This window comes from Aequorivita capsosiphonis DSM 23843 (genome assembly GCF_000429125.1).
Lineage (GTDB): Bacteria > Bacteroidota > Bacteroidia > Flavobacteriales > Flavobacteriaceae > Aequorivita > Aequorivita capsosiphonis.
The window spans coordinates 44595-59109 of record NZ_KE386850.1; the positions used below are offsets into that span (position 1 = coordinate 44595).

Consider the following 14515-nt stretch of genomic DNA (forward strand, 5'->3'; position numbering starts at 1 on the left):
TTTCAAGAGAGTATGAACCTGCACGCCCGGTTTACCCGTAGAAGGAGAGGCGGGATCGTGAGAATCAGTGTAATTCGTGGCAATACTTTAAACCCAAGTTAGATAAAGTTCATAATCTCGGTCTGGGTCGAGTTATGGACTTATGTCTTAAAAGAAAGATATTGTTTAGATTTATAATAAAATCCCTTAAACTTTAAAGGAGGTTGAGGTAAGTGGGTCTTGTTTTGTAAATTGCAGCTTCAACTAAAAACCGTAGTTTTGTTAATCAATATATACACGTGGCGAAATTTCATAAAATAAAAGTAAAAGACGTTTACAAAGAAACCAGCGATTGTTCGGTAATTACCTTTGATGTTCCAGAAGATTTGGTAGAAAGGTTCCACTTTCGTCAAGGACAACATTTAACTTTAAAAGCGGATATTGATGGTGAAGATACGCGCCGTTCCTATAGTTTGTGTTCCAGTCCGGTGGATAATCAATGGCAAGTAGCTGTAAAAACAATTACGGAAGGTAAGTTTTCAAACTTTGTAAATTCAAAATTGCACCCTGGAGATACTTTGGAAGTAATGGTGCCAAGTGGAACTTTTGGGGTTGAAGTGAATCCCGACACCTCAAAAAACTACCTTTTCTTTGCCGCTGGAAGCGGAATTACACCGGTTCTCTCCATGATTAAAACGCATTTGGCATTGGAGCCAAATGCAACTTGCAAGCTGTTTTATGTGAATAGAACCGCCAAATCCATTATCTTTAAGGAAGCATTGGAGCAATTGCGAAACCAATACTTCGGAAGGCTTGAAATTTATTATTTTCTTACGAAGGAACGCCGCGATATTGAACTATTCAACGGACGTTTTGATGACGAGAAAATGGAAGTCCTCGCGAAAAACTTTATCGATATTCCAGATACGAGTGAAGTATTTTTGTGTGGTCCAGAAAAAATGGTAGATTATGTAAGTGAATTTTTGATAAATGCAGGTTTGCCAAAGGAGTTAATTCATTTTGAACTCTTCGTAACTGGATTATCAGAGGAAGATATTAAAAGAGCAGAGCGTTTGGCGAAGCAAAATGTGGAAGGCGTTGAAGTAACCATTGTGGATGCCGGAAAGGAATTCCAATTCACAATGACCAAAGACTTTGATAACATTCTGGATGCTGCTTTGGCTGCGGGTGCCGATCTGCCTTTTGCCTGTAAAGGTGGGGTTTGCAGCACTTGTAAATGCCAAATTATAGAGGGCGAAGTTGAGATGAAAGTAAATTATGCTTTGGAAGACAAAGAAGTGGCCCAAAACTACATTTTAAGTTGTCAAGCTGTTCCTACTTCGGAAAAAGTAAAAGTAGATTTTGATGTTTAATGAATTTTCCTGCAAGGCGTCATTGCGAGGTACGAAGCAATCTCCTTGTAGGTATAATACGATGATATTATGAGCGAAAAAGAAGTAAAAAACCTTGAAGAAATTTTCGAAGCCCGCATCTCGCGCGATGAAAAGATAGAGCCGAAAGATTGGATGCCCGAGAAATATCGAAAAACCCATATCAGGCAAATAAGCCAGCATGCACATTCCGAAGTTGTTGGAATGTTACCTGAAGGAAACTGGATTACCCGCGCTCCTTCGTTGCGGAGAAAAGCAGCGTTGCTTGCGAAAGTTCAGGATGAAGCTGGCCATGGATTGTATCTGTATTCCGCCTGTGAAACTTTGGGTATTTCCCGTGAAGAACTTTATGAGCAACTACATTCAGGAAAAGCAAAATACTCCTCTATATTCAATTATCCAACAATCACTTGGGCCGATATGGGTGCGATTGGTTGGTTGGTAGATGGAGCCGCAATTATCAATCAAGTGCCTCTGTGCAATACTTCTTTTGGACCTTATGCACGTGCCATGGTGCGTGTTTGTAAAGAAGAAAGTTTTCACCAACGTCAAGGTTACGAGATTATGCTTACCCTTTGTCGCGGAACCGAAGAGCAAAAAGCAATGGCTCAAGATGCTTTAAACCGTTGGTGGTGGCCAAGTTTGATGATGTTAGGGCCAACTGATGCGGAATCTGTTCACACCGAACAATCTATGAAATGGAAATTAAAGCGTAAAAGTAATGACGAATTGCGTCAGCAATTTATAGATCAAACTGTACCCCAAGCAGATATTCTTGGAATTACAATGCCAGATCCAGATTTAAAATTCAATGAAGAAACTGGGCATTACGATTTTGGTGAAATTGATTGGGATGAATTCTGGCAAGTGGTTAAAGGCCACGGTCCTTGTAATAAAGAACGAATGAGCGCCAGAGTCAATGCATGGAATAATGGCGAATGGGTGCGTGATGCCGCAATGGCCCACGCAGAAAAGAATGCAAATAAAAAAGTAGCGAAAGCAAGTTAAAAATAGAGGTGAGGTGTGAGTCCCGAAAACTATCGGGAGAGACGTGAGAAGAAGCGTCCAATGTCACACGTCTAATATCTCAAATCTAATATCTTATGTCTGAAAAGAAAAAAAACTGGCCCCTTTGGGAAATTTTTGTCCGTAGTAAAAACGGACTCGAACACCGTCACTTCGGAAGCCTTCACGCTGCCGATGCTGAAATGGCAATGGAAAATGCACGTGATGTTTACACTCGAAGAAACGAAGGAGTAAGCATTTGGGTTGTAGAAAGCAAAAACATTACCGCTTCAAATCCAGATCACAATGGTGAAATGTTCGAACCCGCTCAGGACAAGGTATATCGTCATCCAACCTTTTACCATTTGCCTGACGAAGTAAAACATATGTAGGGAAATCGAAATCGAAATCGAAAAAATGAAAAATTATAACTTAGATAATCGTTTTGAAGATTTCGCAGCTTCCGTAGTCATACTATTTAATTTGCCTCCAAAATCTTTTGCGGCAGATTATTTGGCGAAGCAACTCATACGATCAGCTTGTTCCTCAGCTTTAAATTTTAGAGAATTTGAAGGAGCGGGCTCAGATAAGGATAGAGCAAATAAATTAAGAATTACGCGAGTCTCTAAGAAATTTTAATATTCAGGTTAAAGCGAATTTAATAGATGCCAATAATGTAGAGGCAATAAAAAATGAAAATGACGAACTTATAAGAATCGTTGTTACACTTTTAAAAAAATATAGTTGATTCCCTCAATTTTGATTTTAGAGAATCACGTTAATATTTTAAATAATGCAGTCACTGGTAAATTATTTAAAGCAAATTATAAATAACTAAACCCTTCGATTTCGATTTGATTTTCGATTTCGTTTTCAGAAAAGATGAAACATAACCACTTATACAATTATATCCTAACAATCGCCGACAACTCCCTAATCCTTGCACAGCGATTGGGCGAACTCTGCGGCCACGGTCCAAGTTTGGAAACCGATATTGCGCTGACCAATATTTCATTGGATTTACTAGGTCAAACTCGAAGCTATTATCAATATGCCGCCAAACTTAAAGGCGAAGATAGCACTGAAGATGACATTGCCTTCCTAAGAATTGAGGGAGACTACAAAAACTGTTTATTGGTAGAACAACCTAATACACATTTTGGCTATGTAATTGGGCGTCAATTTTTGTTTGATGTTTACCATTTTATGCTGATAGAAAAATTACAGCATAGCCCAGATGAAACACTAGCTGCTATCGCCAAAAAAGGGATAAAAGAAGTAAGTTATCACAAAAGATTTTCAGGCGACTGGGTAAAACGTTTAGGTGACGGTACTGAAGAAAGCAAGAAAAAAATGCAAGACGCAATCGATGATTTATGGCGATTTACTGACGAACTTTTCTATATGACCGATGTTGAAAAAGCAATGGCGAAAGAAGGGATTGGAATAGACGTTTCAACTTTCAAAGAAAAGTATTACGAAGAAGTTTCCGAAGTTTTAAAGGAAGCAGCCCTTACCGTCCCCGAAAATAAATATTTTAATAAAGGTGGAAAGGAAGGGATTCATACAGAACATATGGGATATATTTTAGCAGAGTTGCAATATATGCAACGTACCTATCCGAATATGCAATGGTAAACAATGTTCAATATTCAACGAACAATTTTCAATTTTCAGAAAAAAAATAAATTATGGAAAGAAAATTTGATTTGGAAGACAGGTTAATTGGTTTTGCAATTTTATGCATTAATCTATTTACGAGAATTGAATATAATTATGCGTTGGATCATTGGTCAAAACAACTTATTCGCTAGACAACTGGCGCAGCGTTAAATTACGGCGAGGTCCAAGGCGCAGAATCCGCAAAAGACTTTATTCACAAAATGGGAATTGTACTAAAGGAATTGAAGGAGTCGAGAGTTAATTTGAAAATTCAAATTGGAGCCGAACTATTAAAAGATATCGAGAACGCTGAAAAAAGCTTGAAGGAGTGTGAAGAACTAGTGGCTATTTTCGCAAAGAGCATAAAAACTGCAAAATCGAAGAAACCCTGAAAATTGAATATTGAAAATTGAGCATTGAAAATTTAAATATTGAGAAGGATTTAATCTCTGTTCTGGAAACCGTTTCAGATCCGGAGATTCCAGTGCTTTCGGTTCTGGCTCTCGGCGTTATTCGTGAGGCAATAGAAGTAGATGGAATTGTAAAAATAAAACTAACCCCAACCTATTCTGGTTGCCCAGCAATGGATGTAATTAGCGATGATTTAAAAGCCGCTTTTTCCGAAATAGGAAAAAAAGCAGAAGTTGAATTGGTTCTTTCTCCAGCTTGGTCCACCGATTGGATTAGTGAGGAAGGCCTACAGAAAATGGAAGAATATGGAATTTCCCGTCCATTGTCAGAATCGCACGATATAGATGTTTTGCTCCACGGTAAAAAACTAGTGAAATGTCCGCAATGTGGAAGTACGAACACACATTTGGTTAGCCAATTTGGTTCTACAGCCTGTAAGGCACTTTTTAAATGCGACGATTGCCACGAACCATTTGATTATTTTAAATGTTTAAAGTAAGACATCAGATTTTAGAAGTGAGAAAGACTCTTATTAATTTTAAACTCCCAACGCTCCTTCCCTTTTCCTTGCATCCGACCAAGGAGGCACGACTGAGAGGAATGCAAAGAATGGCCCACTTCTCCATCGGGGACGGAAGGGATAAAACTTAGATAAAATTTTAATAAAAATGAATATTACCACCCAAATAGAAAACAAAGTAGCAACATTAACGCTTAATAGACCGGAAGTATTCAACAGCTTCAACCGTGAAATGGCTCTCCTTCTTCAAAGTGCACTCGATGCCTGTGAAAAGAATCCAGAAGTCCGAGCAATTGTGATTACAGGAAATGGAAAGGCGTTTTGTGCTGGTCAGGACTTAAAGGAGGTTACTTCTCCAGAACTAAATCCTGGATTTAAAAAAATTCTTGAAGAACATTACAATCCAATTATTACCCGAATCAGAAGTATTGAAAAACCAATAATTGGCGCAATCAACGGCGTTGCTGCTGGAGCTGGGGCGAATATTGCCTTGGCCTGCGACGTGGTGATTGCTTCGGAAAAAGCAAGTTTTATTCAGGCATTCAGTAAGATTGGTTTGGTTCCCGACAGTGCTGGAACATTCTTTTTACCTCGATTGATAGGTTTCCAAAAAGCTTCAGCCTTGATGATGCTCGGTGATAAAGTTTCTGCGGAAGAAGCCGAAAAACTGGGAATGGTTTATAAAGTGGTTTCTTCGGAAGACTTTTCTGAAGAAGTGAAAAATATTGCAAATACAATGGCGAATATGCCTACGAAGGCGCTAGGACTTACAAAGCGTTTGCTGAATAATTCGTTGAATAATTCCTTGGAAGAACAATTAAACTTGGAAAGTAAACTGCAGATAGAAGCTGCTCAAAGTGAAGATTATGCCGAAGGAGTTGATGCCTTTGTGAATAAAAGAAAACCAGAGTTTAAAGGGAAATAAAGTTCCATCGGCACGGCCGAAATACTAACCTCCGAATTTATTTGGAGGGCAGATAGAAAAACAATTATGAAGAAAATAGGAATAATAGGCTCAGGAACAATGGGCGCCGGTATCGCACAAATAGCGGCCACAGCCGGATGTACGGTAAGAATTTTTGATACAAACGAAGCAGCCTTGCAAAAAGCGGAAGCGTCTTTGAAAAAGATAATGGATCGTTTGGTTGAAAAAGGAAAAATCGATTCAGAAGAAAAAGAGCGGATACAGAATAACATACAGTACGTCAATTCTTTAAAAAAATTAAAGGATTCGGATATGACCATTGAGGCAATAGTCGAGAACTTGGATGTTAAAATGAACGTGTTTTCAACTCTTGAAAAATTTGTAAGCGATGATTGTATTCTTGCGTCAAACACTTCTTCGCTTTCAATTGCATCCATTGCATCCTCATTGCAAAAACCAGAACGCTGCATCGGAATTCACTTTTTCAATCCAGCGCCATTAATGAAATTGGTTGAGGTTATTCCGGCAATCCAGACTTCAGAAGAAACCTTAAATATTTCTGTACAAACCATAAAAGATTGGGGGAAAACTGTTGCCGTGGCAAAAGACACTCCCGGATTTATCGTAAACCGAGTTGCGCGGCCTTTTTATGGGGAAGCACTTCGTATCTATGAAGAAGGAATTGCTTCATTTCCTGAGATCGATTCAGCTATGAAAGAAATTGGCGGCTTTAGAATGGGTCCCTTTGAATTAATGGATTTTATAGGAAACGACGTAAACTATACGGTAACGGAATCCGTTTTTGAAGCCTTTTATTACGACCCACGTTATAAACCTTCGTTTACTCAAAAACGTTTTTCGGAAGCTGGCTATTTAGGAAGAAAAAGTGGGAAAGGATATTATAATTATTCCGAGGATGGAAAAATGTCAGTTCGAAAGGATTTGAGAACGGATTCTAAAGAAAAAGTATCGGATAAAATTATTTTTGAAAGAATCCTTGTTATGCTGATTAATGAAGCCGCTGATGCATTATTCTGGAATATCGCTTCCGCAGAAGATATTGATAATGCTATGACGAAAGGCGTTAATTACCCAAAAGGATTGTTAGCTTGGGCAGATGAAAAAGGAATAGATTGGTGCGTTTCAAAAATGGACGCGCTTTATGAGATGTATCATGAAGATCGTTATCGCTGTTCGCCCTTGTTGCGTAAGATGAAGCGTGAAAATAGAAAATTCTTCAATTAAAATAAGATATCTCCTCAGACACTTTCGATAACTATCGAAAGGGAAGGTAAATTTTTAAAACTCTAAAATGGAAGGAAAAGATATTCCGCAAAAAATGCTATCACTAGATTCATTTAGTAAATGGATGGGGATAGAAATACTTAGTTCAGAACTTGGAAAAGTAAAGTTGGGCTTAAAAATCCGAAAGGAAATGCTAAACAGCATGAACAAAGCGCACGGCGGAATAGCATATTCGTTGGCAGATACAGCTTTTGGTTTTGCAGCAAACACGCACGGAAAATATGCAGTTTCTATTGAAACATCCATTAACCACATTGAAGCCTTGAATGAAGGTGATTATTTAATAGCAGAATCTGTAATTGAAAAAGTTGGCAACAAATTAGGGTTCAATATCGTTGAGGTAAAGCGAGGAGACGAATTGGTTGCGCTTTTTAAAGGTGTAGTTTATAGAGCTTCTAAAGTCTGGTCAAACGATTAATCAACAAATAAAACAGTATTGAGGTTGTTGAAGAATCATTTTCTTTTAGGGAGAGTGAAAAAGAATCCTCCTGTAGGTTTTACCATTAATTTTACAAATTCATATTTGATTTTGTTTATTTTTATGAAATTAAAAATGGATAGAATCGAAAACAGTTATTTACATTTATCTAAATTCAAAAATATATGAAATGGCAAGGTAGAAGAAAGAGCGGGAACCTAGACGACCGTCGTGGAATGAGCAAAAGCAAGATGGCAGCAGGTGGTGGAATCGTAGTAACATTAATTGTTCTAGGCTTACAGTTTTTTGGAGGTGATACTGGAAAACAGTTGGCGCCTATAGTTGAGCAAATCGGCAATAGCCAAACCGTCCAACAAACAGAGCAAAGAGAACTTACCGCCCAAGAAAAGGAAATGGGAAGCTTTATGGCTACTGTGTTAGCATCTACCGAAGATGTTTGGGGTGAAATCTTTAGCGAAAATAATATTGGGCAGTATCAAGATCCCACTATGGTCCTGTTTACAGATGCCGTAAGTACTGGTTGTGGAAATGCAAGCTCAGCTTCTGGCCCGTTTTATTGCCCTGCTGATCAAAAACTTTATATGGACCTGGCCTTTTTTGATGAATTAAAAAATCGTTTCGGAGCTAAGGGTGGCGATTTTGCCATTGCTTATGTAACCGCACACGAAATAGGACATCACGTACAAACATTACTCGGTACTTCTCAAAAAGTAACGAAGCTTCAAAGGCAAAATAGAAGTGAAGCCAACAGATTATCGGTAGCGCTAGAGCTTCAAGCCGATTTTTATGCCGGAGTTTGGGCGCATTACAATAAAGAATATTTGGAAGAAGGCGATATTGAAGAAGCCTTAAGTGCTGCTAATGCCGTTGGTGATGATGCCATTCAAAAAAGAACTCAAGGTGATGTTCAGCCAGATAGTTTTACCCACGGAACCTCAGAACAGCGCATGAAATGGTTTATGAAAGGTTATAATAGTGGCGACATTAAACAAGGTGATACCTTTGCCGAAATGTAGGATTATACTGCAATATGAGGTGTGCAGAAGCTGTGGAAGTATTGTTTTCTTTTTGCGATAGCAAAAAGAAAATCATCTTGTAAATTTAAAACCAATAGAAAATTTTAATTTTTAATTAAATACTGAAACTCATTTTTCGATTTCAGTTTCAACTTTAATTTATGGACGCATATATAATAGATGGAATACGAACTCCAATAGGTAGTTATCAAGGAGCACTAAGCACTGTAAGAACAGATGATTTGGCAGCTTTGGTAATTGCGGAAATAGTAAAGCGAAATCCAAACATCCCAAAAGAAGCTTACGACGACGTAATTCTTGGCTGTGCAAATCAAGCGGGCGAAGACAATAGAAATGTTGCGCGTATGGCCTCACTTTTAGCAGGTTTACCAGTAACTGTTCCGGGAGAAACCGTAAACAGACTTTGCAGTAGTGGGCTTTCCGCTATCATCCACGCCAACAGAGCAATTAAAGCCGGTGATGGCGATCTCTTTATTTCTGGCGGTGTTGAAAATATGACACGTGGACCATACGTTGTTGCAAAGCCATCAAAAGCTTTTGGAACAGATTCAAAAATGTACGATTCCAGCTTCGGTTGGCGTTTTGTAAATCCTAAAATGGCAGAAATGTATGGCACTGACGGAATGGGAAATACCGCTGAAAATTTAGTTGAAAAGCATCATATTTCGCGTGAAGACCAAGATTTGTTTGCGTGTAATTCGCAAATGAAAGCTACCAAAGCCCAAGAAAATGGTAGGTTGGCAAAAGAAATTGTTTCCGTGGAAATTCCGCAGCGCAAAAAAGATCCAATTATTTTTAAGAATGATGAGTTTATTAAACCTGGAACATCAAAAGAAATTCTAGCAAAACTGCGTCCCGCCTTCAAAAAGGATGGAAGCGTTACAGCCGGAAATTCTTCAGGATTGAATGATGGTGCCGCTGCAACTATTATCGCTTCAGGTGATGCTGTAAAAAAGTATAATTTAAAACCAATCGCCAGAATTGTAAGCTCAGCAGTCGTTGGTGTAGAACCTCGGATTATGGGAATTGGCCCAGTTGAAGCTTCCAACAAGGCACTTGAAAAAGCTGGTTTGAAAATGGAAGATATGGACGTGATAGAGCTCAATGAGGCGTTCGCATCACAAGCTTTGGCATGTATCCGTGAATGGGGCTTGAAAGACAACGATCCAAGGATTAATCCTAACGGAGGTTCAATCGCAATTGGTCATCCACTTGGTGTTACAGGAGCTCGGCTTGCCTATTCCGCAGCATTGGAACTTCAGCTGAAAAATAAAAAATATGCATTGATTACGATGTGTGTGGGTGTTGGACAAGGCTATGCGGCGATTATTGAAAACGTAAATTAACTTGCAAGCTGTAAGGTGCTGAGCCTATCGAAGTATTGTTTTGTTTTTGCGAAAGTACAAAAGGAAACCTCTTTGTAGGTTTAATGACCAATATTTTTTGTATTTACAATAAATAAATATAATATGGCAACATTCACATCAAGTTTACCAGACGAGCTTCTTGAAAATCTTGCAAAGATGGCGAAGGAGTTAAAAATGCCGAAGAATAAATTAATCGAAAAAGCACTTCAACATTATTTTGAACAAATAGAAAAAGCACAATACGCCAAATCTTTTATGCGAGCTGCAAATGATCCTGAAATGTTAGAATTAGCTGAAGAAGGAATAGAAGATTGGTTTAGAATATTAGTAGAGCTAGAGAACGAATGAAGCAAGGTGAAATTTGGAATGTATTTTTTTAAGACAATCTCTTTCCTGCAAGGTTCGGTGGGCTGAACCTGTTGAAATATTGTTTTCTGTTTGCACTAGCGAAAAACAAAATCTCCTGGTAGGTTTATTGACCAATATGTTTTATATTTACATAAAATAAATATAAAATGGCAACATTCACATCATCCTTACCGGATAAACTTCTCAATGACCTTGCTAAGGCAGCCACAGATCTCAAGCTTCCTAAAAACAAAATTATCGAGAAAGCGCTCAAAATATATTTAGAGCAACTTGAGCGAGCGGCATATATAAAATCGTATAAGCGTATGGCGAAAGACGAAGATATGCTATTAATGGCGGAAGAAGGTATGGCCGATTACCTAAAAACGCTTGAAGAATTTGAAAACAAATGAATCAAGGAGATATTTACGAGGTTTATTTAGATCCAACTATTGGCAGCGAACAAAGTGGTCGACGACCTGCAGTGATAATTTCAGGAAACTTGGTTAATAGTTTGGTCAACACGGTAATAATTTGTCCGCTAACCAGTAAGTTGAAACACTATCAGGGAAATTTAATTGTCGAGCCTACAAGCGAAAATGGATTGCCCCAAACTTCTGAAGTAATGACTATTCATATCCGCTCCATTGCAAAGGAACGACTGAAGACAAAATATGGAAAATTAACTAAACCTGAGTTTAATCAGGTGGTTGAGAGTTTGAATAAGATTATAAGATTTTAAAGAGAATAGGAAATTGGAATGATGTAGGACCATGAAATTTGGATTCCATAAAAAATAAACGATGAAAAAACTACATAATTACGTAACAGGTCAATGGATAACAGGTAATGGCGAAGGCGTGCCGATGCACGATGCCATAACTGGTGAGGTCATTGCGCTATCAGATACAGAAGGTCTCGATTTTGCTGAAATTCTTCAATATGGAAGAACAAAGGGCGATGCGCTTCGAAAGATGACTTTTCAGGAACGCGGGAATATGCTAAAATCCTTAGCCCTTTATTTAACAAAAAAGAAAGCCGATTTTTATGAAATCAGCTATAGAACAGGTGCTACTAAAGTAGATAGCTGGATTGATATTGAAGGTGGTTTTGGAAACTTGTTTGCCAATGCTTCGCTTCGGAAATTATTTCCAAATCAATCCTATCACGTTGAAGGTGACCCAATAGATCTTTCTCGCGGTGGACGTTTTATGGCTCATCACATTATGGTGCCAAAACGCGGTGTTGCCATTCATATTAATGCTTTTAATTTCCCAGTTTGGGGAATGCTTGAGAAATGTGCGGTAAACTGGATGGCAGGTGTTCCGGCTGTGGTTAAACCTGCGACGAACACCTCCTTTTTAACCGAAGCCGTAGTTCGCGAAATTATCGCATCAGGAATTTTACCTGAAGGTGCATTGCAATTGATCTCGGGATCTGCAAGAACTATTCTTGACAGCGTGGAATCTCAGGATGTGGTTACTTTCACTGGTTCGGCAACTACGGGGCGTATGCTAAAAGCACATCCTAGAATTATTAATGAGGCGGTGCCTTTTACAATGGAGGCCGATTCCCTTAATTCATCTGTTTTAGGTGAAGATGCAGTTCCAGGAACTCCTGAATTCGATCTTTTTATTAAGGAAGTTAGAAATGAAATGACCGTGAAATGTGGACAAAAATGTACCGCCATTCGCCGAGTAATTGTACCAGAAAACTTAATTGAAGACGTACAAATTGCGCTTGGAAAAGCACTTTCGAAAGTAACTATTGGTGATCCACGTCTAAAAGAAGTGCGAATGGGCTCTTTGGTGAGTATGGATCAAGTGCAGGAAGTTAGAGAACGCGTTCAAGAGTTGTCAAAAACCGCAAGTATTGTCTATGGCAATTTGGATAAAATCGACGTAATAGGGGCTGATGCTAAAAAGGGCGCTTTCTTAGCGCCGATTTTACTTCGTGAAGATAATCCGTTCGAAAATTTAGCAGTTCACGAAACTGAAGCCTTTGGTCCGGTAAGTACGATTATGCCTTATAAAAATTTAGATGAAGCAATCCTTTTAGCTCAAATGGGGAAAGGTTCCTTAGTTTCTTCTATCGCTACAAATGATGATAAAATAGCAAAGGAATATGTGATTAACGCAGCTTCCCATCACGGAAGAATTTTAGTGCTAAACCGTGAAAGTGCCAAAGAAAGCACAGGACACGGTTCTCCACTTCCGTATTTAGTTCACGGCGGTCCTGGTCGTGCGGGTGGCGGAGAGGAAATGGGTGGAATGCGGGGAATAAAACATTATTTGCAGCGTACAGCCATCCAAGGTTCCCCAACTACTTTAACCGAAATTACAGGAATTTATCAGGCAAATGCAAAATATAAGGAAGCGGCACAACATCCATTTAAATATCACTGGGAAGATATCCAGCCTGGAATGTCCCTAAAAACTCATAAACGCACACTTACTGATTCTGACATTATCAGTTTTGCAAACTTAACTTGGGATCATTTTTATGCCCATACCGATATCACTTCCCTAGACGGAAGTATTTTTGAAAAACGAACCGCCCACGGTTACTTTATAATTGCAGCAGCAGCGGGATTGTTCGTTTATCCAAACAAAGGTCCAGTAGCCGCAAATTATGGTTTGGAAGATTGTCGTTTCCTACGTCCTCTGTATCACAATGACACTATCTATGTGCGATTGACGTGTAAGCAAAAAGTAGATCGTGATGTTGCGTCTGCAGAACATCCCAGTGGAATTGTAAAATGGTTTGTTGAGGTTTTTGATGCTGAGAATGAGTTGGTGGCAATCGCAACCATTCTGACAATGGTTCAAAAGAAACAGGAAGTTTTTGTTGAAATGACTGATGAAAAAATCCAAGAATCTTTAAACAAATTATCAGAAGACATTAAGCCGAAATGGGGTATTATGACCCCTCAAAATATGTTGGAACATTTAGAATACACTTATAGAATTGCCTCCGGTAAACTTCAGGACTTCGAAATTGCTACGCCAGAAAAGATTTTGGAAAAGGTTCACGCTAGTCTTTACAACTATGAGAAATTTCCACATAACACAAATTTCCCAGAATTGGAAAAGGGTAAATTGGATATCTTAAAACATCCTGATTTGGCAACTGCCAAGGAGAAATTTCTTGAGGAAAGAGAAGCTTATAAGGTCTATTTCAAAGAAAATCCCGAAGCCAAGCTAAATAATATGGTTTTTGGGGAACTGAATAAATACGAATGGTATTTGTTGGAAAGAAAACACCTTAACCATCATTTTGAACAATTCGGTTTGATTTAAACCTCAAGTGTCTTGCGGCTAAAGCCTCTGTAAAACTCTATAAACCGTCCGCTAAAGCGGACGGTAAATTAAAGCAAGAGAGTTCAATAAAGGAATTGAGTTTGTTTCAATGAGGGCAAAAAAAATTCTATAAATTCCCGATAATAGTGTAGATCAGAAGATTTTAAAAAATTACCGTAGACTTCAGCTATTACCGTTGGCTTCAGCCAACGGAAATTAGGAAAATTTGGAATTCGGCTTTAGCCGCATAAAAGCCCATCTTTTTTCAATCTTTAACTAATTCCCATCCATATTTCTTCATAAAAATAGCTGTCTCCTCCGAGAAAGACTTCATTCCGTGATGCGCTTCTTGATTTTCGATATATTTTCTAACAGAAAATATGTGGCTTTCACTCACACTAACGGCCCAGTAATCATCCTGCCATACAAATTGATTCTTCAGAAGACCACTTTTATTTATTCAATGAGAGCTTTCGCCTTTAATGAGCTGTACTACTTCACTCATACTTTGATTTCTCCCCAGAGAAATTAGACAATGGGCGTGATCGGAATATCCGCCTACACTATCCAACCAAATATTCTTTCTTTTTGGCATTTTGAGCGATATGTTCAAACATAGTCTCTCGTAATTCCAAGCTTTTGAGAAAAGGCCTTCGATATTTTGTAGAAAAAACCAGATGAACCCAAATTCGTACCCAACTCATATGATACTTTTTTAAACGTTAAAGAACTGAAGATAGGCAAATTATAGATGTTTCAAAATCGGATGCTTATGATTTTTAAAAGTCTTCAAGACAAAAGTCTCAATGATGCGGCTAAAGCCTGTT

The 14515-nt window shown here is 38.5% G+C and carries 15 protein-coding genes and 2 pseudogenes; 16 read left to right on the top strand and 1 reads right to left on the bottom strand.

Going from position 1 to position 14515, the window contains the following annotated elements; all coding sequences use genetic code 11:
* Positions 1-278 precede the first annotated feature (278 nt).
* The 16 genes and pseudogenes from G440_RS0117500 (at position 279) to paaZ (ending at position 13688) form a co-directional block, all read left to right on the top strand.
* Positions 279-1352: a 2Fe-2S iron-sulfur cluster-binding protein gene (locus tag G440_RS0117500; RefSeq protein WP_026452481.1), complete on the top strand. Its 1074-nt coding sequence runs from the start codon at positions 279-281 to the stop codon at positions 1350-1352.
* 69 nt (positions 1353-1421) lie between these two features.
* On the top strand, positions 1422-2378 hold the full coding sequence (gene paaA, locus G440_RS0117505) for a 1,2-phenylacetyl-CoA epoxidase subunit PaaA (protein WP_026452482.1): 957 nt from the start codon (positions 1422-1424) through the stop codon (positions 2376-2378).
* A 95-nt stretch (positions 2379-2473) separates the two neighbouring features.
* Complete coding sequence (gene paaB / locus G440_RS0117510; RefSeq protein WP_026452483.1) at positions 2474-2767, top strand: 1,2-phenylacetyl-CoA epoxidase subunit PaaB; 294 nt, start codon at positions 2474-2476, stop codon at positions 2765-2767.
* A gap of 25 nt (positions 2768-2792) precedes the next feature.
* A complete protein-coding gene (locus G440_RS20330; RefSeq protein ID WP_245574889.1) occupies positions 2793-3014 on the top strand; it encodes a four helix bundle protein in 222 nt (73 codons plus the stop codon).
* Between the two features lie 243 nt (positions 3015-3257).
* Positions 3258-4013 carry a 1,2-phenylacetyl-CoA epoxidase subunit PaaC gene (gene paaC / locus G440_RS0117520; RefSeq protein ID WP_026452484.1) on the top strand — a complete coding sequence of 252 codons (756 nt, stop codon included), beginning with the start codon at positions 3258-3260 and terminating at the stop codon, positions 4011-4013.
* A gap of 200 nt (positions 4014-4213) precedes the next feature.
* Positions 4214-4429, top strand: a pseudogene (locus tag G440_RS21545) (four helix bundle protein); the annotation flags it as partial.
* A 17-nt stretch (positions 4430-4446) separates the two neighbouring features.
* A complete protein-coding gene (paaD, locus tag G440_RS0117530) occupies positions 4447-4947 on the top strand; it encodes a 1,2-phenylacetyl-CoA epoxidase subunit PaaD (protein ID WP_034259927.1) in 501 nt (166 codons plus the stop codon).
* A gap of 169 nt (positions 4948-5116) precedes the next feature.
* A complete protein-coding gene (locus G440_RS0117535; RefSeq protein WP_026452486.1) occupies positions 5117-5893 on the top strand; it encodes an enoyl-CoA hydratase-related protein in 777 nt (258 codons plus the stop codon).
* Positions 5894-5959: 66 nt separating this feature from the next.
* Positions 5960-7138 (top strand): 3-hydroxyacyl-CoA dehydrogenase NAD-binding domain-containing protein, encoded by a 1179-nt coding sequence (locus G440_RS0117540; RefSeq protein ID WP_034259929.1) that lies wholly within the window; start codon positions 5960-5962, stop codon positions 7136-7138.
* A 67-nt stretch (positions 7139-7205) separates the two neighbouring features.
* Positions 7206-7616 (top strand): PaaI family thioesterase, encoded by a 411-nt coding sequence (locus G440_RS0117545; RefSeq protein ID WP_026452488.1) that lies wholly within the window; start codon positions 7206-7208, stop codon positions 7614-7616.
* Between the two features lie 185 nt (positions 7617-7801).
* Positions 7802-8653 carry a KPN_02809 family neutral zinc metallopeptidase gene (gene ypfJ, locus G440_RS0117555; RefSeq protein ID WP_026452489.1) on the top strand — a complete coding sequence of 284 codons (852 nt, stop codon included), beginning with the start codon at positions 7802-7804 and terminating at the stop codon, positions 8651-8653.
* A 161-nt stretch (positions 8654-8814) separates the two neighbouring features.
* Positions 8815-10020, top strand: a complete 1206-nt coding sequence (gene pcaF, locus G440_RS0117560; protein ID WP_026452490.1) for a 3-oxoadipyl-CoA thiolase — start codon at positions 8815-8817, stop codon at positions 10018-10020.
* Positions 10021-10143: 123 nt separating this feature from the next.
* Positions 10144-10389: a ribbon-helix-helix domain-containing protein gene (locus tag G440_RS0117565; RefSeq protein ID WP_026452491.1), complete on the top strand. Its 246-nt coding sequence runs from the start codon at positions 10144-10146 to the stop codon at positions 10387-10389.
* A gap of 167 nt (positions 10390-10556) precedes the next feature.
* Complete coding sequence (locus G440_RS0117570; protein ID WP_026452492.1) at positions 10557-10802, top strand: CopG family transcriptional regulator; 246 nt, start codon at positions 10557-10559, stop codon at positions 10800-10802.
* Positions 10799-11131, top strand: a complete 333-nt coding sequence (locus tag G440_RS0117575; RefSeq protein WP_026452493.1) for a type II toxin-antitoxin system PemK/MazF family toxin — start codon at positions 10799-10801, stop codon at positions 11129-11131. Before G440_RS0117570 ends, G440_RS0117575 begins: the two co-directional genes overlap by 4 nt.
* A gap of 61 nt (positions 11132-11192) precedes the next feature.
* Entirely contained in the window at positions 11193-13688 is a 2496-nt protein-coding gene (gene paaZ / locus G440_RS0117580; protein ID WP_026452494.1) for a phenylacetic acid degradation bifunctional protein PaaZ, read from the top strand.
* 265 nt (positions 13689-13953) lie between these two features.
* On the opposite strand, the pseudogene tnpA reads toward paaZ, so the two are convergent.
* Positions 13954-14392 (bottom strand): annotated as a pseudogene (tnpA, locus tag G440_RS21655) (IS200/IS605 family transposase).
* Positions 14393-14515: the final 123 nt, after the last annotated feature.

Excerpts from the sequence above, each read along its gene's own strand:
- paaA (WP_026452482.1), top strand. The coding sequence starts at position 1,422 with ATGAGCGAAAAAGAAGTAAAAAACCTTGAAGAAATTTTCGAAGCCCGC.
- paaB (WP_026452483.1), top strand. The coding sequence starts at position 2,474 with ATGTCTGAAAAGAAAAAAAACTGGCCCCTTTGGGAAATTTTTGTCCGT.
- G440_RS20330 (WP_245574889.1), top strand. The coding sequence starts at position 2,793 with ATGAAAAATTATAACTTAGATAATCGTTTTGAAGATTTCGCAGCTTCC.
- paaC (WP_026452484.1), top strand. The coding sequence starts at position 3,258 with ATGAAACATAACCACTTATACAATTATATCCTAACAATCGCCGACAAC.
- G440_RS0117535 (WP_026452486.1), top strand. The coding sequence starts at position 5,117 with ATGAATATTACCACCCAAATAGAAAACAAAGTAGCAACATTAACGCTT.
- G440_RS0117540 (WP_034259929.1), top strand. The coding sequence starts at position 5,960 with ATGAAGAAAATAGGAATAATAGGCTCAGGAACAATGGGCGCCGGTATC.
- G440_RS0117545 (WP_026452488.1), top strand. The coding sequence starts at position 7,206 with ATGGAAGGAAAAGATATTCCGCAAAAAATGCTATCACTAGATTCATTT.
- ypfJ (WP_026452489.1), top strand. The coding sequence starts at position 7,802 with ATGAAATGGCAAGGTAGAAGAAAGAGCGGGAACCTAGACGACCGTCGT.
- pcaF (WP_026452490.1), top strand. The coding sequence starts at position 8,815 with ATGGACGCATATATAATAGATGGAATACGAACTCCAATAGGTAGTTAT.
- G440_RS0117565 (WP_026452491.1), top strand. The coding sequence starts at position 10,144 with ATGGCAACATTCACATCAAGTTTACCAGACGAGCTTCTTGAAAATCTT.
- G440_RS0117570 (WP_026452492.1), top strand. The coding sequence starts at position 10,557 with ATGGCAACATTCACATCATCCTTACCGGATAAACTTCTCAATGACCTT.
- G440_RS0117575 (WP_026452493.1), top strand. The coding sequence starts at position 10,799 with ATGAATCAAGGAGATATTTACGAGGTTTATTTAGATCCAACTATTGGC.
- paaZ (WP_026452494.1), top strand. The coding sequence starts at position 11,193 with ATGAAAAAACTACATAATTACGTAACAGGTCAATGGATAACAGGTAAT.